The sequence below is a fragment of the Rhodoferax potami genome (assembly GCF_032193805.1).
Lineage (GTDB): Bacteria > Pseudomonadota > Gammaproteobacteria > Burkholderiales > Burkholderiaceae_C > Allorhodoferax > Allorhodoferax potami_A.
In genome coordinates, this window is record NZ_JAVBIK010000001.1 from 2,885,340 (window position 1) to 2,908,325 (window position 22,986).

At 61.7% G+C, this 22,986-nt stretch carries 19 protein-coding genes and 1 tRNA gene; 8 read left to right on the forward strand and 12 right to left on the reverse strand.

The annotated features are described in order from the left end of the window. The first annotated feature begins 101 nt into the window (after positions 1 to 101). The 5 genes from RAE19_RS13900 to RAE19_RS13920 all read left to right on the forward strand — a co-directional run bounded on the left by RAE19_RS13900 (position 102) and on the right by RAE19_RS13920 (position 4,183). Complete coding sequence (locus RAE19_RS13900) at positions 102 to 566, forward strand: FKBP-type peptidyl-prolyl cis-trans isomerase (RefSeq protein WP_087496686.1); 465 nt, start codon at positions 102 to 104, stop codon at positions 564 to 566. After that, a complete protein-coding gene (gene ispH, locus RAE19_RS13905) occupies positions 563 to 1,513 on the forward strand; it encodes a 4-hydroxy-3-methylbut-2-enyl diphosphate reductase (protein WP_313875449.1) in 951 nt (316 codons plus the stop codon). The genes RAE19_RS13900 and ispH overlap by 4 nt, the downstream gene beginning before the upstream one ends. Positions 1,514 to 1,603: 90 nt before the next feature. Then, positions 1,604 to 2,914 (forward strand): serine--tRNA ligase, encoded by a 1,311-nt coding sequence (gene serS / locus RAE19_RS13910; RefSeq protein ID WP_313875450.1) that lies wholly within the window; start codon positions 1,604 to 1,606, stop codon positions 2,912 to 2,914. A 73-nt stretch (positions 2,915 to 2,987) separates the two neighbouring features. Next, positions 2,988 to 3,075: transfer RNA gene (locus tag RAE19_RS13915), tRNA-Ser, on the forward strand. 157 nt (positions 3,076 to 3,232) lie between these two features. Continuing rightward, complete coding sequence (locus RAE19_RS13920) at positions 3,233 to 4,183, forward strand: tripartite tricarboxylate transporter substrate binding protein (protein WP_313875451.1); 951 nt, start codon at positions 3,233 to 3,235, stop codon at positions 4,181 to 4,183. 22 nt (positions 4,184 to 4,205) lie between these two features. On the opposite strand, the gene RAE19_RS13925 is transcribed toward RAE19_RS13920, so the two are convergent. Together RAE19_RS13925 and RAE19_RS13930 are read right to left on the reverse strand one after the other, a co-directional pair. Next, complete coding sequence (locus tag RAE19_RS13925; protein WP_313875452.1) at positions 4,206 to 5,951, reverse strand: alpha/beta hydrolase; 1,746 nt, start codon at positions 5,949 to 5,951, stop codon at positions 4,206 to 4,208. After that, complete coding sequence (locus tag RAE19_RS13930) at positions 5,944 to 7,689, reverse strand: GMC oxidoreductase (protein ID WP_313875453.1); 1,746 nt, start codon at positions 7,687 to 7,689, stop codon at positions 5,944 to 5,946. Before RAE19_RS13930 ends, RAE19_RS13925 begins: the two co-directional genes overlap by 8 nt. Positions 7,690 to 7,825: 136 nt before the next feature. On the opposite strand from RAE19_RS13930, the gene RAE19_RS13935 reads away from it, so the two are divergent. Genes RAE19_RS13935 through RAE19_RS13945 form a run of 3 tightly spaced genes read left to right on the forward strand, consistent with a single transcriptional unit; the run spans position 7,826 to position 10,998 of the window. Further along, a complete protein-coding gene (locus tag RAE19_RS13935) occupies positions 7,826 to 9,832 on the forward strand; it encodes a putative bifunctional diguanylate cyclase/phosphodiesterase (RefSeq protein WP_313875454.1) in 2,007 nt (668 codons plus the stop codon). After that, entirely contained in the window at positions 9,832 to 10,332 is a 501-nt protein-coding gene (locus tag RAE19_RS13940) for a hypothetical protein (protein WP_313875455.1), read from the forward strand. Before RAE19_RS13935 ends, RAE19_RS13940 begins: the two co-directional genes overlap by 1 nt. 9 nt (positions 10,333 to 10,341) lie before the next feature. Further along, positions 10,342 to 10,998, forward strand: a complete 657-nt coding sequence (locus tag RAE19_RS13945; protein WP_313875456.1) for a hypothetical protein — start codon at positions 10,342 to 10,344, stop codon at positions 10,996 to 10,998. Between the two features lie 10 nt (positions 10,999 to 11,008). Here the strand turns inward: RAE19_RS13945 and RAE19_RS13950 are convergent, their stop codons facing one another. Genes RAE19_RS13950 through RAE19_RS13995 form a run of 10 tightly spaced genes read right to left on the reverse strand, consistent with a single transcriptional unit; the run spans position 11,009 to position 22,957 of the window. Beyond that, positions 11,009 to 12,337: a tryptophan--tRNA ligase gene (locus RAE19_RS13950; protein WP_313875457.1), complete on the reverse strand. Its 1,329-nt coding sequence runs from the start codon at positions 12,335 to 12,337 to the stop codon at positions 11,009 to 11,011. Positions 12,338 to 12,377: 40 nt separating this feature from the next. Beyond that, the gene (locus RAE19_RS13955; protein WP_313875458.1) at positions 12,378 to 13,046 is read right to left on the reverse strand and encodes a site-2 protease family protein; all 669 of its coding nucleotides are present in this window, start codon (positions 13,044 to 13,046) and stop codon (positions 12,378 to 12,380) included. Positions 13,047 to 13,092: 46 nt separating this feature from the next. Continuing rightward, positions 13,093 to 13,716 carry an L-threonylcarbamoyladenylate synthase gene (locus tag RAE19_RS13960; protein WP_313875459.1) on the reverse strand — a complete coding sequence of 208 codons (624 nt, stop codon included), beginning with the start codon at positions 13,714 to 13,716 and terminating at the stop codon, positions 13,093 to 13,095. 49 nt (positions 13,717 to 13,765) lie between these two features. Next, on the reverse strand, positions 13,766 to 14,620 hold the full coding sequence (locus RAE19_RS13965; protein WP_313875460.1) for a 3',5'-nucleoside bisphosphate phosphatase: 855 nt from the start codon (positions 14,618 to 14,620) through the stop codon (positions 13,766 to 13,768). A gap of 46 nt (positions 14,621 to 14,666) precedes the next feature. Continuing rightward, the gene (locus RAE19_RS13970) at positions 14,667 to 15,341 is read right to left on the reverse strand and encodes an RluA family pseudouridine synthase (protein ID WP_313875461.1); all 675 of its coding nucleotides are present in this window, start codon (positions 15,339 to 15,341) and stop codon (positions 14,667 to 14,669) included. Beyond that, positions 15,334 to 17,535 (reverse strand): ATP-binding protein, encoded by a 2,202-nt coding sequence (locus RAE19_RS13975; RefSeq protein WP_430962541.1) that lies wholly within the window; start codon positions 17,533 to 17,535, stop codon positions 15,334 to 15,336. Before RAE19_RS13975 ends, RAE19_RS13970 begins: the two co-directional genes overlap by 8 nt. Further along, positions 17,535 to 19,172 carry a bifunctional UDP-sugar hydrolase/5'-nucleotidase UshA gene (gene ushA, locus RAE19_RS13980; protein ID WP_313875462.1) on the reverse strand — a complete coding sequence of 546 codons (1,638 nt, stop codon included), beginning with the start codon at positions 19,170 to 19,172 and terminating at the stop codon, positions 17,535 to 17,537. Before ushA ends, RAE19_RS13975 begins: the two co-directional genes overlap by 1 nt. A 7-nt stretch (positions 19,173 to 19,179) precedes the next feature. After that, on the reverse strand, positions 19,180 to 20,511 hold the full coding sequence (locus RAE19_RS13985) for a c-type cytochrome (protein ID WP_313875463.1): 1,332 nt from the start codon (positions 20,509 to 20,511) through the stop codon (positions 19,180 to 19,182). Beyond that, positions 20,508 to 21,239 carry a c-type cytochrome gene (locus RAE19_RS13990; protein WP_313875464.1) on the reverse strand — a complete coding sequence of 244 codons (732 nt, stop codon included), beginning with the start codon at positions 21,237 to 21,239 and terminating at the stop codon, positions 20,508 to 20,510. Before RAE19_RS13990 ends, RAE19_RS13985 begins: the two co-directional genes overlap by 4 nt. 23 nt (positions 21,240 to 21,262) lie before the next feature. Next, on the reverse strand, positions 21,263 to 22,957 hold the full coding sequence (locus RAE19_RS13995) for an AMP-binding protein (RefSeq protein ID WP_313875465.1): 1,695 nt from the start codon (positions 22,955 to 22,957) through the stop codon (positions 21,263 to 21,265). Between the last annotated feature and the right edge of the window lie 29 nt (positions 22,958 to 22,986).

A 22,986-nucleotide genomic window follows, 5' to 3' on the forward strand; every position in this document is an offset into this window, starting at 1 on the left:
GCAGCTGTGGCTGTTCAAGGAGGAGTTCAGGGCTAAGCCCAAGCCTGATGGGGTCATCAGGGCTAGCTTTCTACAATAGAGGCCAGTTTATCGGGACTTTTATGACCAGCACGCTTCCCCGGGTTCAGCCGGGCTCCTTTCTCACCTTGCATTACCGCCTGGGCGGCCCCGCCGGGGACATCATCAACACCTTCGACGGCAAGCCCGCCACCTTGAGCTTGGGCACTGGCGAGTTGTCGCCTGCTGTCGAGGCCTGCCTGATGGACATGGAAGAGGGCGCCCGCGCCACCTTTGAGCTGCCGGCAGGCGCTGCCTTTGGCGAGCGCAACCCCGACATGCAGCAATGGTTGGCCCGCAAGGTGCTGACCCAGATGGGCGACCCGCTCGAAACCTACAACGTGGGCGATGTGGTGCAGTTCCCTACACCCGATGGCCAAGGCCAGTTTGCCGGTGTGGTGCTGCAACTGCGTGGCGAAGGCGCCGAGCGCGCGGTGTTGTTCGACTTCAACCACCCGCTGGCCGGCCAGCCGGTGACCTTTGAAGTGCAGCTGATCGGGGTGCTATGACTGCGCCGGTATTGCCCCAAGAAATTTTGCTGGCCGAGCCGCGTGGCTTTTGCGCCGGTGTCGACCGCGCCATCGAGATCGTAGAAAAGGCGCTCGCCAAGTTTGGCCGCCCCATTTACGTGCGCCACGAGATCGTGCACAACACCTATGTGGTGAACGATCTCAAGGAGCGCGGCGCTATCTTCATTGAAGAGCTCGATGACGTACCCCCGGGTGCCACGCTGGTGTTCTCGGCCCACGGCGTGAGCCAGGCCATCCAGCGCGAGGCGGAGCGCCGCGGTTTCCAGATTTTTGACGCCACTTGCCCGCTGGTGACAAAGGTGCACGTGGAAGTAGCCAAGCTGCACAAAGAGGGCTATGAGTTCATCATGATCGGCCACAAGGGCCACCCGGAGGTGGAGGGCACCATGGGGCAGCTCGATAGCGGCATTCACTTGGTGGAAGACGTGGCCGACGTGGCCCGCATTCAGCCCGGTCAGACCGATAAATTGGCGGTGGTAACCCAAACTACCCTGAGCGTGGACGATGCGGCAGAGATTACCGATGCGGTGGTCGCCCGCTTCCCGCTGATTAAAAAGCCCAAGATGCAAGACATTTGCTACGCCACCCAAAACCGCCAGGACGCGGTGAAGGTCATGAGCCCGCAGGTGGATATCGTCATCGTGGTGGGTAGCCCCACCAGCTCCAATAGCAACCGACTGCGCGAAGTGGCCAAAAAGCTGGGTACCGAGAGCTACATGGTTGACAACGCCGATGAGCTCAAGCCCGAGTGGTTTGAAGGCCGCTCCCGCGTGGGCCTGACAGCCGGCGCCAGCGCCCCCGAGATTCTGGTGAAAGCCGTGATCGACCGCATCAAGGCGCTGGGCGCTGTGTCGGTGCGCAAGATGGACGGCATTGAAGAAACCGTGAAGTTCCCGCTGCCCAAGGGCCTGAAGCTGGACGCATGAGGCTGTGGTGAGTTGCTATGAAATACGTAGCTACTTGCGCAATAAAATAGAGGGCTAGAGCCCGATTTGATTTAAAAGTACGAGAACACCATGTTAGATATCAACCTGCTGCGCAAAGACCTGGATTCGGTGGTTGCACGCCTGCTGACCCGCAAGAGCCCCCAAGTCTTCCTGAATGTGGATGCCTTCAAGGCCCTGGAAGCCGAGCGCAAAACCATCCAGATGCGCACCGAAGAAATGCAAGCCAAGCGCAACGCGGTGAGCAAGCAAATTGGCATGCTCAAAGGCAAAGGCCAACACGCCGAAGCAGACGCCGCCATGGCCGAAGTGGGCACCCTCAAAGCGGAGCTCGAAGCCTCTGCCACCCGTCTGGATGCCATTCAGGCTGAAATGCAAACTATGCTGGAAGCGGTGCCCAACTTGCCGCACGACAGCGTGCCTGTGGGGGCCGACGAGCATGGCAACGTGGTGGTGCGCAGCTGGGGCACCCCCAAGACTTTTGATTTTGAAGTCAAAGACCATGTGGATCTGGGTAACCCCCTGGGCTTGGACTTTGAAATGGGTGTCAAGCTCACCGGCTCTCGCTTCACCGTGATGAAGGGCCAAATAGCCCGCTTGCACCGTGCGCTTGCCCAGTTCATGCTCGACACCCAGACCGGCGAACACGGCTACACCGAGTGCTACACGCCCTATATCGTCAACGGCGACAGCCTGCGCGGCACCGGCCAGCTGCCCAAGTTTGAAGAAGACCTGTTCGCTGCCAAAAAGGGCGGCCAAGAGGGTGGCGACGAGAACACCGCGCTCTACCTGATCCCCACCAGCGAAGTGCCTTTGACCAACTTTGTGCGTGATGTGGTGTCTGCAGAGGCCGACCTGCCGATCAAGCTCACTGCCCACACCCCGTGCTTCCGGTCGGAAGCCGGCAGCGCCGGGCGCGATACACGCGGCCTGATCCGCCAACACCAGTTTGACAAGGTCGAAATGGTGCAAATCGTGCACCCCGAGAAAAGCTACGAAGCGCTCGAAGACATGGTCACCCACGCCGAAGCTATCTTGCAGAAGCTGAACCTGCCCTACCGTGTGATGAGCCTGTGCACCGGTGATATGGGCTTTGGCGCCACCAAGACCTATGACCTCGAAGTCTGGCTGCCCGCGCAAAACACTTTCCGCGAAATCAGCTCGGTGTCCAACTGCGAAGCCTTCCAGGCCCGCCGCCTGCAAGCCCGCTTTAAAAACGCGCAAGGCAAAAACGAGCTGGTGCACACCCTGAACGGCTCTGGCTTGGCAGTGGGCCGTGCGCTCGTCGCGGTGCTGGAAAACCACCAAAATGCCGACGGCAGCATTACCGTGCCTGAGGTGCTGCGCCCCTACATGGGCGGTTTGGCAGTGCTCAAGGCCTGAACAACCGCGCTCGCTCGAAGCAGGCCTGCGAGCCTGCTAGAATCTCGGCTTCGTTTCGACCGATACGAACTCAGGAGAAGTGGCAGAGTGGTCGAATGTACCTGACTCGAAATCAGGCGTACCGCAAGGTACCGAGGGTTCGAATCCCTCCTTCTCCTCCAAACGATAAAGCCTGCATTCCCACCGGAATGCAGGCTTTTTTCATGGGCGCGGCTTTGTCATGTTGCTGCAACCCAGCTGTCGCATAGTTCGGTTATTCGAGTTTCATGCACAGAGGTGTTGACAATGCGCAGCAAGTTTTTTTCCCGTCGGACGGCTTTGGCAGCTTTGGTTGTGGGCGTGTCCAGTGCCCTCCCGGCTTGGGCCCAAGGAGGTTTTCCGGACAGGCCGGTCAAGATCGTCGTGCCCTTCGCCCCCGGCGCTGGCACCGATGCCATGGGCCGCCTGATGGCCCAAAAGCTGGGCGAGGTCATGGGCGGCAGCTTTGTGGTCGAAAACCGCACCGGTGCTTCTGGTGCGATCGGCACCCAATATGTGGCCCAGCAGCCCGCTGACGGTTACACCTTGCTGCTGGTGGCCTCGCCGTTCACCACGGTTGCCGCCTCATTGCCCACTGCGGGCTACGACCCTCTCAAGAGCTTTACCCCGGTGGGCATGATTGCCAGCGGCCCCTTGGTTTGGGCTACGACGCCGCAAACCGGCATCCAGTCCATGCAGGATCTGGTGGCCAAAGCCAAGGCCCAACCCGGTGCGCTGAATTACGGCTCCGCCGGCGCAGGCGGTGTGAACCATCTGGTGCTGGAGCTGCTCAAGGCGCGCACCGGTACTTTCATCACCCACATTCCTTACCGCGGTGTCGCGCCCGCCACCATGGACATGATCTCCGGCCAGGTGCAGTTGGTCACCGGCACCATTCCCGCCTTGCTGCCCATGATCAAAGACGGTCGCGTCAAGCCACTGGCCGTCACTAGCGCTAAGCGCTCCAGTGTCATGCCGGACGTGCCCAGCATGACCGAGGCCGGGTTTAAAGGTTTTGACGTGCAAAACTTCTTTGCGCTTGCTGCGCCGGCCGGTACGCCCGCTGCCGTGATTGAGAAGCTCAATACCGCCTTGAACAAGGTGGTGGCCTTGCCCGAAGTGCAGGCCCGCTTCAAGGTGGATGCAGTAGACGCCATGCCCGGCACCCCGGCTGCGCAAACCCGCTTTATCGAGGCCGACTACCAAGCCTGGCGCGACGTGGTGCGCAGCCAGAACCTGAAGATCGAATAAGCCCGCGGGCACGCCGCCCGGTTTAGTGGGCGTGCTGCCGCAAAAATTTCAGGAAGCGCGGAAACACATCTTGTGCCGCGTTTTTACCGATGATCACATCCGCATGACCGTAGCCCGGGATCACTTCTAACTGGTGGCGGCCCGGTGCAATCTGCTCCAGCCGCTCATGGCACAGCACATTCGAGTCGAGGAAGAGGGCGTTTTCTTGCCCTGCGACCAGCAGCATCGGGGTAGAGATGTCGGCGGCGTCTTGCAGGTAGTTGTCGGGCAGCTGGCGGTAGCGCACATCTTTGGGGTCGAACTTGACGGCGGTGTTGTTGGCGCTCACCATCTTGCGGATGTGGCGGTAGTAGTGCACGCCGCTGCCGCCAAACAAGTCTCCGGTGCGGCGGTGTGTCACTTCGTGCAGGTTTTCATGCCGGAACAAGACCGGGTAGCCGTAGCCCCACATGAAGCTGGTCATATGGCACTCGGGCACATCGCATTCGCGGTGCATCAGGCTCACACCTTTGGCCAAGAGTTTGCCCGGCGCCATGCCGGCCTGTTGGCCCCACTCGGGGTTGAGGTAGTCCACCCCCAGCACCGACTCCGCCAGAAAAGGGCCCACCGCCAGTTTGGCCTTGGCAAAGGCTCCCACCTTGGGCGTGAGTGACACGCCATTCACAATCACGCTGCGCACGCCCTCGATCGCTTTGCCGAACAGGCTCATGGCCACCGACAAGGCACCCAGGCAGTGGCTGATGATGTGGATGCGCGCCTGCGGGCCTACCGCGCGGCGCACTACATCCAGTGCGGCCGGGTTGTCGTAGAGCGCCACGTCGTCCACAGTAAAGCGGTGGCGGGTGTGGTTGTAGGGCTGGCGCTTGCTGATGCGGCCGTCGAGCGTCCATACATCGGTAAAGCCTTCATCCAGCAGCACCTGAGTCAGGTTGCGGTGCTCGGGCATGATGAACATGTCACTGGACGCGGTCAGCCCCGGCACCAGCAGCACCACGTCCTTGCAGGGCGCGCGCTGGAAGCGCAGCAAGCTGATGCCCAGACCATCGCCGGTGCTGGCGTAGTGGGTGCTGACATCCGCGTCTTTTACGCCCTCCAGGCTGTGCAGCGGGATGGTGCGGATGCGGGGTTCGCGCCCATGGCGGCGCGGCAGGCCATGGGTCTCCCACAGCTTGCCCATAAATAAGCGGCCAAAGCGCTGCACCGCGTGCAGGCGCTCCCCCAGGGTGGGGGCGTCTGCCTGAAAGGTGGTGAGCTGATGCAAAAAATCGTGCACTTGGATGTGCAATATGCCGCTGGCCAGCAAGGTCGCGGCGCCCTCGTCAGCAGCGCTCACATGCCCGGCGTAAAGGTTCACATACAAGGTTGTGGTGTCGGACCAGGTGTCAAAGCCAAAGTCGTCGCGGATGTCTTTGCGGCCGCAGAGCGTGAGCGCTTGGCTTGCTGAGTTTTCAAACTTCAGGCGGTACAGCATGGTCTTGCGGTCGGCATCGCCGCTGTCGGCAAACAGGTTGAATTCCCCCGCCAACACCGGCTGTCGTCCACCGATGTAGCTCCCTTCCAGATACCCGATAGCCTGCGCATGGTGCGCCGGGTCGGCAATAAAGGCGTCCAGGTCGTCGATGCAGATGGTGAGGTGAAACATCAGCGTCAGACCTCCGGCTTTGCCCTCGTCATAGCCTTGTTGGCAGGTGTGTTGGCCGGGGCTGATGTGGCCCTTCATTTCCTCGGTGAACTGAAGTGCGACGGGTTTAGGCAATGGCTCAGGCATGGGGTACTCCAAGGGTGTCGTCCGGAGCCAGGCCGGTAATGTCTTCTGCAATCCACTCCGCCAGCGCGGTGATGGTGGCGCTCGGGTTGGCCCCCACTCCGGTGGGGAGGATAGAGCCATCCGCCACATACAGGCCGTGGTAGCCGAAGGCTTGCCCCCGCACTCCGGGCAGGCTGCTGACTACCCCTTGGGCAGGTTTTTCGGCCAAGGCACAGCCACCCAAGGGGTGGACCGTGATGTTGTTGCGCACGGGCCAGGCCCAGGTGGGTTGCGGAATGTAGCTCGTCGCCCGGGTGAATTGCTTGAACCGTTCACCACAGGCCACCATGGCGTCGTAGAGCGGGCGGCTGGTGGTTTGTGGCCAGTCCAGCGCTAGCCTGCCGCGCTTCAGGCTGAGGGTGCCGTCGGCAGCGTCCTGCCCCATGAACAGGAGCACGCTGCTCCGGTACGACACATCGCCCTGCAGCACCGCATTGGCATAGGCGACCACCGAGCCGCTCCACTTGCCGGAAAACAGCTGGTCCACCCAGCGCTGCTTGAAGATTTTTATGGTGCGCGCAATCCGGCTGAACACATAGCCGGGGCTGGCGGCGGGGCGCAGTCCTTCGACATACCAGGCAGCAAAAGCGGGGTAGGCCGCGTCTTCCAGCATGAAGGCGGGCTGGCCTGGTTGGGGTTGTTGCAAGCCATAGTCGATGTACTGGGTAATCACCGGGCCGTAGTTGGGGTCGGCATCGCGCTCGCCGCCGGTCACAAACGACAAAAAGTCGCCGTTGCCCGAAAAGCCTTGCCCCAAGCGTTGGCTGAGGCGCGGCAAGGTGCCCAGCGCATCGCGGCAGCGGAGCAGCAGCTCGTTGGTACCCAAAGTGCCGGCCGACACCACCACCCGGCGGGCCAGGGCATGCCGTGCGGTGCCTGCATCGTCGCGGTAGTCGACCCGGTAGCCGTGGCGGCCATCGGCGGTGCTGTCAGTGTCACCGGCTTCATTGAGGGGGGTGATGCAGGTGACCTCACTGCCGGTTTCTACCAAGGCGCCATGCTGCTTTTCTGCAGCGTACAGGTAGTTCAGGTCGAGCGTGTTTTTGGCGTGTACGTTGCAGCCCACATCGCACTCGCCGCAATAGGTGCACGAGGTTTGCACTGCGCCAAAGCGGTTGCGCTCCTGCTCGCCGATCGGCAAAGGGCCGCTCTGGCGATTCGCGTAGCCCTTGCCGAAAAACACACAAATATCGGCAGCCCTGCTGGTGCCGCCATCGGCTTGGGCAAAGTCGGCATACAGGCCGGTGCGTTGAATAGTCCGGCGGGCATCGCCTTCAGCCGGCGGCACAGGCCGGGCACCCAGCACACCTTGCGCTATCCGGTAGTAAGGGGCGAGGGTGCTCAGATTGATTTGTGCAGGCCATCGCTCCCCAAACACCCAAGCAGGTGCAGGCATGAACACATTGGCGTAAATCAGCGAGCCACCGCCCAAACCGGCGCTCACCACCGCGTCCATGCGGTGGTAGTTGCGGATATCAAACAAACCATTGAGCTTGCGTGACTGGCCGGGCTCGGCATCGGCCCAGAGATTGTTGGCAAAGTCATGTGGGCTGCGCGCAAAGCTGCCCTTGGGGTAGCGTTTGCCCCGCTCCAACAGCAGCACCTTGCCAGGCCAGCGGGTGGCCAAGCGGCAGCACATCACGGCCCCGCCAAACCCGCTGCCGACAATGATGGCTTCCAGAAATCGTTTTTGTGTCATGGAATCCCCCTGAAAAGCGTGTCAGCATGGTGGACATGCAACCGCTAGCAGGTTAAGTTAGCACAGCAGGTGGATTTTGGGTACCGCAAAACCACGACCTGCACCACCACAAAATAGCGGTTCAGGGAGTAACACCATGGATCCACACGCTTGCCCATTACCTATTGGTCAGAGCCCGCCGCCTTCTGAGCAGGCGTTGCCTGCCACGCTCAAGCAATTGCTCGGGATCGGCGAGCAGGAACTGGTGCCCGACGCTAGCCGCCGGAGCAACACCCTGATATTTACCGTCATCGGCACCTTGACGTTGCTGGTATTCGGAGTGGCCAATGTCCGGGCTGGGCAAGACCACCGGCTGATGGTGATGGGCGTTGTGCAGTTGCTCGAGGTCGTGTTCCTGCTCGTGCCTGCCATCATTCTGGTGAGTCGCCGGGCGCCGCCGGTGCTGTCGGAAAACATGCTGGTGCTGGCGGGGTTTGCCATTTTTGCGTCAAACGCGGTGTTTGGCGGGCAAACCGGAGACGCGCCTTACTGGACCTTTGTGTTCCCTTACCTCGTGTTTTTCTTGCGGGGGCAAAAAACCGGCTGGCTGGTCGGCCTGGCATTTGCAGTGCTGGTGCCCTGCCTCATGCTCTACAGCTCACGGCACTGGGATTTTTGGGCCTACGACGATGCCCACGCGCTCTACTACGGGTTGGCCTATTTCTTTAACGTGGTGACCGCAGCGTATTTCAACCTGCTGCGCAGCCGCTTTCAGGCCCACCTGGCCGACCAGGTGGAGTACCACACCGGTGAGGTGCGCAAGCACATCGGGACTCTGCAGCACAACGCTTTGCACGACCTGTCCACCGGCCTGCTCAACCGCCAGGGGCTGACCGAGCGACTGGATTCCAGCTTGGCAGTGCTGTCAGCCGGGGGCGGGTTTTTGTTGGTGGCCCATGTCCGCTTCTTCAGGGTGCCTGAGTTGGCGAGCATTGTGGGATCTGCCAAGGTGGACGAGTCATTGGGGCAGTTGGGGCGTGTGCTGCAGCAGCATTTGACCGGGCTGGTGGGGTTGGCACGTATCGGGCAAGACACTTTGGGGGTCGTGCTGCAAAGCGACACGGCCGATGCCAGTGCGGTGCAGCAGCTGCGGGCGATTGCGCACCTCCGCAATGTGACCCACCTGAGTGAATTCGCGGTCCATGTCGAAATGGCTTTGGGTGTGGCGGTGCAAAGGCTGGGCGAGGCGTCTGATGCCGAGGTGCTGATGCGCAACGCCGAGCAAGCCCTGTTGTTTGCGGTAGATCACCGGCTGGACCACCAGTTTTTTGATGCCTTGCTGCACAAGCATTTTGTGGACCGCAACCGCCGTTACGAAAAGCTGCGCGAAGCTATTCTGCACAACACCCTGATGCTGCATTACCAGCCGCAGGTGGACCTGAAGACCGGCCTGGTGGTAGGGGCCGAAGCGCTGGCCCGGTGGAACGACCCGCAAGAGGGCATGGTCCCGCCGGATAAGTTCATCCCCATCATCGAGTCCACCGGGCTCTTGCACCGGTTCTCGGTTTGGACCGTGGCACGGGCGCTCAGGGACTGTTCTGCGTGGCAAACCCGTTTGCCGGGCGTGAGTGTGTCGATCAACCTGTCGGCAGACGCCTTGCACGACCCGGAAGTGCTGCAAATCGTGGAGCAGCACTTGATGAGCAGCGGCTTGTCACCGGCCTTGGTGGTGATGGAGCTCACCGAGAGCGTTTTGTTGACCTCGCCGGAGGCGGCACTTGATTGCATGGCCCGGTTTGTGGCGCTGGGTGTGAAGCTGTCGATTGACGATTACGGTGCAGGTTTCTCGTCGCTGACCTACTTGAAGCAGTTACCCGCCCAAGAAATGAAAATTGATAAGTCGTTCATGGAAAACCTGGCCGAGGGCAGCAAAGACAGGGCGATTGTCTTGTCCTCCATTGAGCTGGGTCATGATCTGGGCCTGAAGGTGTTGGCCGAAGGCATTGAAGACGAAGCCACCTGCCATGCCTTGCGCGATGCGGGTTGCGACCTCGGGCAAGGCTGGTGGTTTGCCAAGGCCATGCCCAGCGCAGACTTCGAAAACTGGACGCTGGCACGCAACAGTGCCGCTACCGCGTCCGCCCCTACAGGACAAGACAGCTGATGCCTACAAGCACCCTAGCCCCTGCGATCGAATGGCCCGCACACTTTCACCCCGACCATGCGCCAGTGCATGTGGTGAACGACTTGTTTATTCCGGCGCCAGCCGAGCACATCTGGGCCTTGCTGATACGAGCCCCTTTATGGCCTACGTGGTATGCCAACTCCAAAGTCGATTGGGCCCCTGGCCGCAGCCGTGATTTGGCCCTGGGCCTTGAGTTCGAATGGAAAACGTTCGGGGTGCATATCCGCTCGTGCGTGCAGGAGTTCGTTCCGTGTGAGCGGATCGCCTGGAACGGCATCGGTCTCGGGGCCGAGGTCTACCACGCGTGGCTGATCATCCCGCAAGCCGGCGGTTGCAGGGTTTTGACCGAAGAAACACAGCACGGCTGGGGCGCGCGCTTGATGCATTTCTTTATGCCCTACCGGATGTACGATGGCCATGCCCTATGGCTCGAAAGTCTATCGATCCAAGCCACCGGCGGCATGCCGCCAGCACTTTGAGGAGCTTGTATGCGTTTTGAATTGGCATGGATGCCCCGTGCAGGCGCACTGCTCTGGGCTTTGGCGGTGGTGATGCCGCTGGCCACTCATGCGGTCCAAGCGGCCAAAGAGTCCAAGTTGCCCAAGCGGGATCTGACGGTCGAGTTGCGGCAGGTCGAAGAGGGCCGGGAAGACGGTGCCATGCGCATCGGCACCCAGCCGGACACGCCTGTCATGGCGCCCCAAAAAATCCAGGTGCGCAATGGCGAAAAAGGCAGCCTGCGCATGAACCAGGCGATCCCCATGCAGTGGGTGCAATCCGCCAGCAGCCAAAGCAACAGCGTCAGCTCGGGTGGCACATCTGTTAGCAGCACAGGGGGCGGTGTTGCGCAGTCGGTGCAGTGGTTCGAGGTGGGCCAGAGCCTGACCGTGTCCCCGCGCTGGGCGGGCGGCAATCAAGACGCCACCGTCGAGATCGAGCTACAGCAGGCGGATATGGCCGTGCGCCATAACCCCGACATGCCCAGCCAGACACGCCAGCAACTCAGCACGACGGTCACCACCCCGCTCGGGCAGTGGGTCACGATTGCAGCCACGGGCAACGCGCCCGCCCGGCAAGGCACTTTCAGCAGCAAAGGCAGCACCGAAGCCCGCCGCTTGCTGCAAGTGCGGGTGCTGGCACCCTAGGCGGGTTACATCAGGCCTTGGCGGCTTTTTCCTGGGCAGCCAGCGCTGCCGCTTCGGCCAGCGCGACCAGTGCCGCGCTTGCGGCTGTGTGGGCCACAGTGTCCAGGGGTTCGAGCACCTCGGTGAGTGCTGCCAGAGCAGCAGCACCGTCGCGCTGCAACTGTGCAATGGTTTGGCCTGCCACCTTGCCAGAGTCAAAAGCCTTGCTTTGCAGCAGCACTTGGCCGTCCGCGGCCGCGAGCTTGAAGTAAAACTGGCCGTCTTTTTCGCGGTATTGCTTGAAACTGGCGAGCGCCACCTTGTCTGCCTTGGCTGCTTGGGGCTGGGTGCTGGCACTCAAGCGGCGCAGGCCTACCGCGCTGCGCAAGCGGGTCATGAAGGGCGTGGCAATGGCACGTGCTTTGTCGGCACCGGCAAACAGCAGCGCCTCCACCTTTTCGGGGTGGGCCATGTAGTCTTGATAGGCGGCGCGCATCGGGGCGATTTCCTGGTCAATCCGCTCAAACAAGATGTTTTTCGCATCGCCCCATGCAATGCCATCGGCATAGGCTTGGCGCAGTGCTGCGGTTTCTTCCTCGGTGGCAAAGGCCTGGTATATCTGGAAAAGCGCAGAGCCTTCGGTGTCTTTGGGCTCGCCGGGCGCACGCGAGTCGGTTTTGATGCCGGCAATTAACTTCTTCAATTGCTCGCGGCTGCTGAACAGGGGAATCGTGTTGTCGTAGCTCTTGCTCATCTTGCGGCCATCCAAGCCGGGCAGGGTGGCTACAGAAGCTTCGATCTCGGCCTCAGGCGGCACAAAGTGCTCGCCGTAGCGGTGGTTGAAGCTGGCGGCCATGTCGCGCGCCATTTCAATGTGCTGGATCTGGTCGCGCCCCACCGGCACTTTGTGGGCGTTGAACATCAAGATGTCTGCGCCCATGAGCACCGGGTACATGAACAGGCCGGCGGTCACATCGGCATCCGGGTCCGTGCCAGCCGCGGTGTTTTTGTCGACCGACGCCTTATAGGCATGGGCGCGGTTGAGCACGCCTTTGCCGGTCACGCAGGTCAAAAACCAGCACAACTCGGGGATCTCGGGGATGTCCGACTGGCGGTAGAAGGTCACATGTGACGGGTCCAAGCCGGCGGCCAACCAGCTGGCGGCAATCTCCAGCGTGGAGCGCTGGATACGCGCTGGATCTTCGGTCTTGATGAGGGCGTGGTAGTCGGCCAGAAAGTAGAAACTTTCCACCCCAGGCGTTTTGCTGGCGCGGACTGCGGGGCGGATCGACCCGACATAGTTGCCCAAATGCGGTGTGCCGGAGGTGGTAATGCCGGTAAGGAAGCGAACAGTGCTCATGGGTGCAAATCAATCAGACAAAACAAGTGCGGCCTGCAGCTTAGCGCGTCAGCCAGGAAAAAGGGGTGAGGAGCAGGTCGATCAAGTCAAAGGTCAAGCCCATGACCGGCTGCATCCACACGGTGCTGAGGACGCCGGCAATCACTAGCGCCATCACAATAAAAAACCCCCAAGGCTCCACGCGGGACACAGCCATCGCCTGGCGTATCGGCAGCAAGCCGACCAGAATGCGCCCGCCATCCAGCGGCGGCAGCGGGAACAGGTTGAAGGCAAACATCACCACATTCACCAGGACGCCGCCTTGGCACATTTTGAGGAAAAAGGGTTCGGTCACCCCCGCGCCTGACAGCAGGTACAAGCCCGCACCCCAAGCCAGCGCCATGGCCAGATTGGCGCCCGGACCGGCCAAGGCCACCCACACCATGTCGCGCTTGGGGTTGCGCAGATTGCCAAAGCGCACCGGCACCGGCTTGGCGTAACCAAACAGAAATGCGCCTGATGTCGCGACATAGAGCATTAGCGGCATCAGGATGGTGCCGATCGGATCGATGTGCTTGGCCGGATTCAGGGTGATGCGGCCCAGCATGGCCGCCGTGTTGTCGCCAAAGTACCGTGCGGCATAGCCGTGGGCGGCTTCGTGCACCGTAATGGCAAACAGCACCGGCAGTGCGTAAATCGCGATGGTTTGAATCAGGTTGGCAAAGTCCACAGGCGCAAGGTCTCGGTTGGGAATGAAAAAGGATACGCGGCGAGGCTTAGAGCCCGAGCAGGGCAGGGTCTCCGCCGCCTTGGCGGATCAGCTCGGGTTCATCGCCGGTGAGGTCTACCACCGTGGTCGGCTCCTGGGCGCAGGCGCCGGAATCGAGCACACCGGCAATCTGGTGCTCGTAGCGCTCGCGGATATCGTGGGCGTCGTTGAGCGGTTCATTTTCGCCTTTTGCTATCAAAGTAGTAGCTAGAAGCGCAGATCCGTAGAGGGCTAGCAGCTCCTGGAGCACATGATGTTCAGGCACCCGCAGGCCGATGGTCTTGCGCGAGGGGTGGCTGACCCGGCGCGGCACTTCCTTGCTGGCTTCCAGAATGAAGGTGTAGGCCCCGGGCGTGGCGGCCTTGAGCAAGCGATATTGTTTGTTGTCCACCCGCGCGTAGTTGGCCAGCTCGCTCAGGTCGCGGCACAGCAGGGTGAGGTGGTGTTTGTCGTCCACGCCACGGATGCTGCGCAGCTTGTCGGCAGCCACTTTGTCATCGAGGTGGCAGACCAGCGCGTAGCTGGAGTCGGTGGGGACGGCCAGAATGCCGCCTTTTTCCAGTAGCGCGATCGCTTGTTTGAGCAGGCGGGGCTGCGGGTTGTCGGGGTGAAGCTCGAAATACTGCGCCATGGCATGGCGGCGCCGGGGCGCCGGTCCTCGGTGGTGGGTCGTTAAAAATTTACTGGATGCGGGCGCTTAACAGCTCCCACACCGGCGTCAGGCCGGCGGGCAGCGGGGGCAGGGTGCCCAGTTCGGTGTGGCTTTCATCCGGGCTGTGGAAATCACTGCCGCGCGACGCGGCCAGGCCGAATTCTTTAGCCGTGTTTGCGTAAATGCCGAACTCGGCCACCGAGTGGCTGCCAGTCACGACCTCGACGCCTTGCCCGCCATGGCCTTTGAACTCGGTGAACAGAGCAAATTCTTCGTTGGGGGTGAATTTGTAGCGCGCCGGGTGGGCGATGATGGCCATGCCATCAGCGCCGGTGATCCAGTGAATCGCGTCTTTCAGCAGCGCCCAGCGGTGCGGCACATAGCCGGGTTTGCCTTCGGTGAGGTATTTGCGGAACACCTCGTTGGTTTCTTTGCACACGCCGCTTTCGACCAGAAAGCGTGCGAAGTGGGTGCGGGAGATCAGCTCGGGGTTGCCCACAAACTTCAATGCGCCCTCGTAGGCGTCTTTGATGCCGACTTTGGCCAAGCCATCGGCCATTTCCATGGCGCGCTCTTGCCGCCCGCCACGGGTGCGGCGCAGGCCTTCGCGCAGGTCGGTGTTATCGGCATCAAAGCCCAGGCCCACGATATGCACCGTCTGGTGCAAAAAGGTGACCGAGATTTCAGCGCCGGTCAGGTAGCCCATGCCTTGTGATTTGGCAGCGTCGCGTGCGCGCTGCAAGCCGCCGATTTCGTCATGGTCCGTGAGGGCCCAGAGTTCCACGCCGTTGCCTTTGGCGCGTTCGGCCAGCGCTTCGGGGGTAAGAGTGCCATCGGACACCACAGAGTGGCAATGGAGGTCGGCATTAAGTAGTTGGGTCACCGAGCCATTTTAGGCGCTCACCCTGGGCACTCGCCGCCGGCAGGGCTTAAAAGGGCACCGGCGCGTGGAATTCCATCTGCACGCCGCTCACCGGGTGCGGAATCCGCAAGGTGCGGGCGTGCAGCTGCAGCCGGTCGGACAGGGCCAATGCCTCGGGCGTGGCATACAGCGTGTCGCCGAGCATCGGGTGCCCCAAGGCCTGCATGTGGACCCGCAGTTGGTGGGTGCGACCGGTCACCGGCTCGAGCTCCACCCTCGAGCAGTTGCGCACTGTGTCTGCCGCGATGCAGCGCCAGCGGGTGAGGGCCTGCTGGCCTTCCGCATAGTTCACCGTGCGCTTGGGCCGGTTGGGCCAGTCCACCAGCAGGGGCAAGTCGATCTCTTGCCAGGCCTCGCCCGGGGGCAGCAGGCCTGCCACCACGGCCTCGTAGCATTTGTCGACTTGGCGCTTTTCGAAGGCAAGGTTGATCGCGCGCTGCGCCACGATGCCACGCGCCATCACCACCAACCCCGAGGTGTCGCGGTCCAGCCGGTGCACGATCAAGGCCTCTGGGTATACATCCTGGGTGCGTTTGCTCAGGCAATCTTGCTTGGCCTCGCCCCGGCCGGGCACGGTCAACAAGCCGGCAGGCTTGTTAAGCACCACCATGGCATCGTCTACGTAAATAACCGGCAGCGGGCAGGCGGGGGGCGGGTTGTAAATGTCTTCCGGGCTATGCATCGTGGTGGCTGATCAGGCGCTGCACGGTCTCGCAGAGCTCATTCACATCATTCGGTTTGTAAATCAGGGCGCTGGCGCCCTGTTCGAGGGCCTGTTGTTCGATTTCAGGTGTCACATAGCCGGAGGCCAGTGCCACCGGCAGGTCGGCACGGATGGCCTTGGCATCCCGCAGCAGGTCGAGCCCGCTATAGCCGGGCATGTTGTAGTCGGTCACTAGAAGGTCGAAGCTTTCAGGCTGGCTGCGCAAAGCGGCTTCGGCCTCGTGCGGGTCGCTGAAAACGGTCACTTTGAAGCCTTTGCGTGTGAGTACCCGGTTCACCAGAAACACCAGGGCCTGGTCGTCGTCCACATACATCACGTGTTTGCCACGGCCTTCGACCACCTGCACCGGTTCGGGCTCCACGGTGGGGAGTGGCTTAGCGCCTGTGGCCGGGAAATACAGCGTGAACACACTGCCTTGCCCCGGCGCGCTTTGCACATCAATGCCACCCTGGTGGGTTTGCATGATGCCGTGCACCACAGCCAGCCCGAGGCCCGTACCCTGGCCGACTTGGCGGGTGGTGAAAAAGGGTTCGAAAATCCGCTCGATCGTCTCTTGCGCCATGCCACTGCCGGTATCGCGCACCCGCAATGTCACGTAGCGCCCGGGCGGCACGCCAATACGGTCGTTGAAAGGCAGCGATAGCTCGGTGGTCCCGAGCTCAATCGTCACCGAGCCTTTGTGCTGGCCTACGGCCAAAATCGCGTTGGTGCACAAATTCAGCAGTGCCTGCTCGACCTGTGTCGCATCGGCCAACACCAGCGGGCAGCCTTCGCTGATCGAGACCCGCAGGTCCACACCCGGCGGGATGGCCACCCGCACCAAGCGCTGGGTTTCTTGAATGACCTCTTTGAGTTGCAGCGGGACCCGTTTGGGCGGCTCGTTGCGGCTGAAGGTCAAAATTTGGCGCACCAGATCGCGTGCACGGCGGCCGGCTTTGTCGATTTCTTCCAGGCTGACCAGCGCGTGCGACCCCCTCGGGGTGTCTTGCTTGGCCAAGTCCACATTGCCCAGAATCGCGCTCAAGATGTTGTTGAAATCATGGGCAATACCGCCGGCCATGGTGCCCATCGCCTGCATTTTTTGCGACTCACGCAACTGGGTTTCCAGCGCAATACGCTGCGCTTCGGCCAGCTTCTTGGAGGTCAGGTCGCGGGCAAAAATAGTGGTGATGGAGCCTTGCCCGCCGGGTTGTCCGCGCAAGGCAATCGCGTTGGGATCGTCCGCCCGGAAAGGGGTGCGGGTGCGCAAGCGCCGCTCGAGGGAAACGCTGATTTCCACATAAATCTGTTTGCCTGACAGCGTGGTGGCGGTGAATTCACCCAGCATGGCTTGGGCCGATACATTGCCACTGCTCAGCGCCTTTTCGACATCCGGCAAAAAACGACCCAGGCTGGTGCCGAAGGCTTGCTCCACAGGGCATTCAAACAGCGCCGTAGCAGCGGGGTTGAAGACCGTGATCAGCTGCTTGTCGTCAATACACAAAATGGCATCGAGCGACGAGTTGATGATGGCGGCCATGCGGTTTTCGCTGAGCAGCAGGTCCTCATTGCGCTGGCGCAACACTGCGGCGCTCTCCAGCAGCGCGTGGCGCTGGGTGAGCAAGGGGCCTTGGTCGATGATTGCACAGCTGAAGTGGGCCAGGTCGTCGCTGGGGTTTTCAATACGGGCAATGTGCAGGTCGCCGGTGAAAGTGCCTTTCGTGCCGGCAAAAAACTGCACCTCGTTGACCTCTGCCGTGCCTTCCTGGCGCGCACTCGAAAACGCCACGGCCACTTCATCGGTGTGTTCAGGCCCTACAAAAGGCAGCAAAAAGTTCAGCGGCGGGTCGCTCTCCAACGGCTGAAACAGGCGCAGTGCCATGGCGTTGCTGGCGAGTACCAAGCCGCCCTCGTCGACCACCATCAGTGCCAAGGGCACGCTGGAGAATAAGGTGGCAAAACGCTCCGAGGCGCCTTCGGCCTCTTGCTGCGAGTAGCGGAGGGCCTTGTTCTGGATTTCGAGTTCTGCCTGGTACTTACGCAAGTCCTCGATCATTTGCGATGGCGCATAGCCATCAATGATGACGTGCTGGGCATTCGGTCCGCTGGACAGCGGGCCGCCCACCCGGCGGACATTGAAGTGCGGTCGGGGCCTCCGGGACAAAGCGCTCATCAGCGGCGAACGACCTGATCGCCCGGTGCGTAGTCAGCCGCCTTCAAGGGGCTGTTGGCCGCAATGTAGGCCCGCAAGACGTCCGCATCCACAAAGCCGGTGTCTCTGTAGCTCGGATGTGTGGTGACCTTGGGGTAGCCATCGCCGCCCGAGGCCACAAAGTTGTTGATGGCAATACGGTAGGTAGCCGCCGGGTCGATCGGTTTGCCACCCACGCTGGCTTTGACCACCACGCCCTTTTCAATCTCCAGGCGAATGCCTGCGAATTGCGGGAACGCGCCCGAGCCGACGGTCATTTTTGCCACGGCAGCGAGGTAGTCCAGCGCCTCTTTGCCACTGAAGTCCACCACAGCGACGGTGTTGCCAAAGGGGTGCACCGTCAGCACATCCTTGTAGGTGATTTTTCCGGCAGGCAACGAGTCGCGCACGCCGCCTGCATTCACCACGGCAAAGTCGGCCTTGGTTTTTTCCATCATGGAACGGCCGATCATGACGCCCAGCGCTGCGGGTCGGGCGCGGACTACGGTGCGGTCACCCTCTAGCCGGGCATCGCTACTGCCGACTTCGACCATCAGTTTTTGTTGGCCGAACTCCTGGAAGGGTTTGAGCAATTGCAGCATTTCAGGGGATTCGGCAATCTCCGGGCCGTAGTTGACCAGTGTGGTTTTCCCGTCGGCCCCCTTAACCGGCCTCTTCAGGTTGATGGGCACCAGCGTGTACTTCACCAGCTTGAACTCGCCGTTTTTGAAAGTGAAGTCGGCGCGCCCGACATATTTGCCCCATTCATGGGCTTGCATGATCCAGGTGCCGTTTTGCTGGTCGGGTTTGCAGGCACTGCCGGGCACATAGGCGCGGTCGAGCACGTTCTCGGCCTTCATGCATGCGGGGTTTTGGGTGTGGCCGCCCACCACCATGTCCAGGCCCTTGACAGCGCGGGCCAGCTCCACATCACCCGGTGCTTGGGTGCCGTGCATGCCGTTTTCGTAGTGACCCATATGGGTGGCTGCGATCACGATGTCCGCCTTGCTGCGGAGCTCGGGCACCACCTTGGCAGCTTCTGTCTGAACACTGCGGAACTCGACGTTGCGGATGTTGTCGGGGTGCACCATCTTTTGGGTGTCTTCGGTAGTCAGCCCCATGACCGCAACCCGCACGCCACCCAAGTTGAAAATCTTGTAGGGCTCAAACATGCGCTTGCCATCGCGGTAGATGTTGGCCGACAGCATCGGGAAGGTGGCTAGTGCGCGTTGCATTTGCAGGACCACGGGCGGCTTATCGAACTCGTGGTTGCCCACGGCCATCGCGTCATAGCCCAGCAGGTTCATGCCCCGGAAGTCCGGCACGGCATCTTGCAGGTCGGACTCGGGCACACCGGTGTTCACATCGCCGCCATCCAGCAGCAAGCTGTAACCGCCGGCGGCAGCGACCTCTTGGCGAATTTGGTCCACTACAGTTTTGCGGGCCGCCATGCCGTATTCGCCATCCCGGTTCTTCCAGAAACGGCCATGGTGGTCGTTGGTGTGAAGAATGGTGATGGCATATTCCATATCCGTTTTGGGGCCGCCCGAAGGCAGGCCTGCACACCCCGCCAGAACCAGGGCGCTGCACAAGGGAATCAGTCGGAAAAAATGTTGCATAAGAGGCCTATCGGATGGGTGAATTGCGGATCTTGTTTATATCAAACTCAGTCACCGGCGCGGCTGCGTTCCCCCAGCTTTTGCGGATGAAACTCAGTACTGCGGCCACCTCTGCGTCGCTCAGGCTGAGCTGGTAAGGCGGCATACCATGCGGCTGCGGTTTGCCGGACGTAGACGGGCCATAGCCACCGCGCAGCACTGTCAGCGTGAGGTTGTTGGTGTTGCCCATCAGCACCGAGCGGTTACCTGCGAGTGCTGGGTAGGCGTCAGCAACCCCTTCGCCTTGTTTGCCATGGCACTGTGCGCATTGGTTCTCGTAAATTTTGGCGCCCAAGGGGGAGGAAGGCGTAGTGTCGGCAATTGCAGGCGATTTGACAGCCGCAGGGGTTGCTGGCGCCAATGTCTGTAGGTACAGCGCGATGGACTCTGCATCTGCGGCGTTCAGGTACTGGGTGCTGTTGCGCACTACCTCCGCCATCGGGCCGGCTACATAGGCCTGCCGCCGCTGCCCGTGTGTGAGCAGCGTGGCAATGTCCGCAGTGTCCCAGCCGGCAACTCCTGCTTCGGTGTTGTCGTTCAGGGCCGGGGCGTACCACAGGCCATCGGGCATCAGCGCGCCGCTCCACGCCTGTGATGAGCGCAGGCCCCCCAGGCGATTGCGGGGGGTGTGGCATTCGGCGCAGTGTCCCAGCCCTTGCACTAAGGCCGCGCCGCGCCGGGCAGAGGGGCCGGTGTCTGCTTCCGTAATACCCGGGCTGTCGGGGGCTTCGGAGAAATGCAGCCATCGCCAGGCTGTCAGCGCGGTTTGTGTGCCCAAAGGCCAGGGGAGCTCGTGGGCCCTGTGCGGGGCGTCTACTGCGGGAAGGCTGCGCAAGAACGCGAACAAGGCATCACTGTCGCTTTGCGTGATGCGGGTGTAGCTGGTGTAGGGAAAGGCGGGGTTCAGCACCCGCCCATCAGGCCGGATGCCTTGGTGCATCGCGCGCCGGAAATCTGCCGCGCTCCAGGCGCCCAAGCCCGTGGTGGGGTGCGGGGTGAGGTTGCCCGGGTACACCCTGCCGAATGGAGTGAGCAGGGCATTGCCACCCGCATAGTCTGCGCCGCCGCGTGCGGTGTGGCACTGCGCGCAGTTACCCAGGCGCGCGAGATAGGCGCCGCGCTGCACCAAAGCGGTGTCGGGCGCTGCAGCAGGTGGTACCGAGGGCGTGCTGCTTTCGCGGACTGCGGGCGCAATGACCTCAGCAACCAGTACAAAAAGCAGCAAACAGAGCCCGAGCGCCAGCACGAGCCATTGCCACGGTTTGGGCGCGGTGCGGTTGACAGAGGGTGTTGTTGTCATGGTGCGCTCCCGCAGTCCGGCAGTGCCGGTGTACCACGCTGCTGGGCAGGTCGCATGGCCACAGCTGTGCTGTTGGCGGGGACCGGCTGGGAGGACAACCATTGCGAAATGGCGTTGACATCGGCATCGCTCAGGCGTTTGGCAATCGTGGCCATGCAATCGGGGCTATGGGCTTTGCGTTGGCCGGTTTGCCATCCGCCCAATTGGGCATTGAGGTAGTCACGCGGGAGGCCCAGCAACCCGGGCGTGAACGGTTGTACCCCCGTCAAAGCTTGGCCGTGGCAGCTGACGCAGGCCGGCAGGCCGCGTTTAACGTCACCCTCAAGCACCAAGGTTCTGCCGCTTGCCAGTACGGCAGGCGGGGCGGTGGCGGGTGCCGGTGCGGGGTAAGGAATATGCAACTCCGAGAAATACACCGCCATGGCGCGCAAGTAATCGCGGCTTAAGGGGTCGATCAGGCCTTGCATTAACCCGTATTGGCGCCGACCCTGCTGAAAATTCTCTAGCTGGTTGAACAGATACCCGGCGGGCTTGCCGGCTAGGCGCGGGTAGTAGCCATCCGGCCCTGCCCGGCCTTGGTCGCCGTGGCAGGCTGTGCAGGCGCGGGTGCGCTCTGCCATGGTGTTCTCAAAGGCCAGGCTCGAGGTGGGTAGTGCCCCCAGTGCGAGCCACCCACAAATTAGCGCCATGAACAGCTTGCGCTTGCGGGGACTGGGATTTGCTTGCATGAAGCAAGCTTACCGTAGCAGCTTCAGCTTGGCTGGTCTGCCCACACGACCTCTCGGTGTTGGTTCAACCACCGGTCATAGGATGGGGCGTATTTCGCTTCGATGCTGGCGCGTTTGACTTTCAGGGTCGGGGTGACCAAACCGTTTTCTGATGTCCATGTCTCTGCTACAGCGATCAGAAAATCCAGCTTTTCATGGGGCTCCAGCCGGCTGTTGACCTGCTGCAAGTGCTGCTGGAGACCGGCCTCCAGCGCTTGGCGGCCCGCGGCTGATCGACTCTCCGCGGCCGCATCCGCCGACAGCATGACCAGTGCAAACGGCTGGGCATAGTGGGCGCCGGTGACCACGCAGGCTTCGACCGCATCGTGGGCCACGAGCTTGTCTTCGATGGGCGCCGGCGCAATGTATTTGCCTTTGCTGGTCTTGAACAGGTCTTTGACCCGACCGGTAATGCTCAAAAACCCGTGGCTGTCCATGACGCCTTTGTCGCCGGTGCGCAGCCATCCGTCCGGGGTGAGTGCAGCGGCCGTGAGCTCGGGTTCGCGGTAATAGGCTTTCATCAAGGCTGGGCAACGCATCTGGATTTCACCGGTGGCCGGATCCATGCGCGTTTCGACTTCGTCGTAGGCCAAGCCGACGGAGCCGGTCTGGCGCGAACCGGGCAGGGTGGAGTGCGAGACTCCGCTGTTCTCGGTCATGCCGTAAACCTCGACTAGGTTCAGACCCAAGCGGCGGTACCACTGCAGCACATCGGCAGGCATGGGCGCTGCCCCGCCCGCGGCGATGCGGCATTGGTCTAAGCCCAGGCCTTTCAAAATCTTGCGGCGCACTAAATGGCCCACGACGGGCAGGCTGAGCAAGAACCGGAGCTTGGGTGCCGGCACCTTGCTGTGCACCCCTTGTTGAAACTTCACCCACAGCCGCGGGACCGAGAAAAACACTGTAGGCCGCGCACGCTGGAGATCTTGCAAAAACGTGTCCAGTGACTCGGCAAAAAAAATGCGTCCGCCATAGCGCAACGAGGCCTGCTCAATCAGCATGCGCTCCGCCACATGGGCCAAGGGCAGGTACGAGATGTAGCGGTCTTTGATATCCATTGGGAAGCGGCGCGTCGCACAGCTAACGCCCCAGGCCATGCTGTTGAAGCTATGCACCACGCCTTTGGGCGTGCCTGTGGTGCCCGAGGTGTAAATGATGGTGCTGATGCTTTCGCCCGCAGGCTCAGGGCAGGTTTTGAGCGGGCTGGTGGTGTTGATCAACTCCGTCCATTGGTGGGCGTGCATGGAAGGTGCCAAGGGCAGTGCAATCAGGGGCAGCCCGGGCGGCACACCGCTTTGCAGGTTGACGGTGTCATCGAGCTTGCCGATGAAAAGCGCCTTGCTCTCGCTGTGCAACAGGATGTAGCTCAGGGCCTCGCCATTGAAGGTGGGATAGATCGGCACCGACACATACCCCGCCATTTGGATTGCCAAATCCGCCAAGATCCAGTGAGCGCTGTTTTTACCGATGATGGCGACCCTGCTGCCCGCGGCCCAGCCCTGGCTTTGCAGCCATTGGGCCATGCGCCGCACCTGGCTGGCCGCTTGGGCCCAGGTGAGGTCCAGTACTTGCCCGCCTCGCATGGGTTGCGAGAGATAGACCGCATCAGGGCGCTCGTGCTCCCAGCGGTACAGGCAAGCCAAAGGAAGGTCGGCAGGCTGCAGTGCAATTGTTTGCATGGACTCCCCTCAATCGTTGAAACGATTGT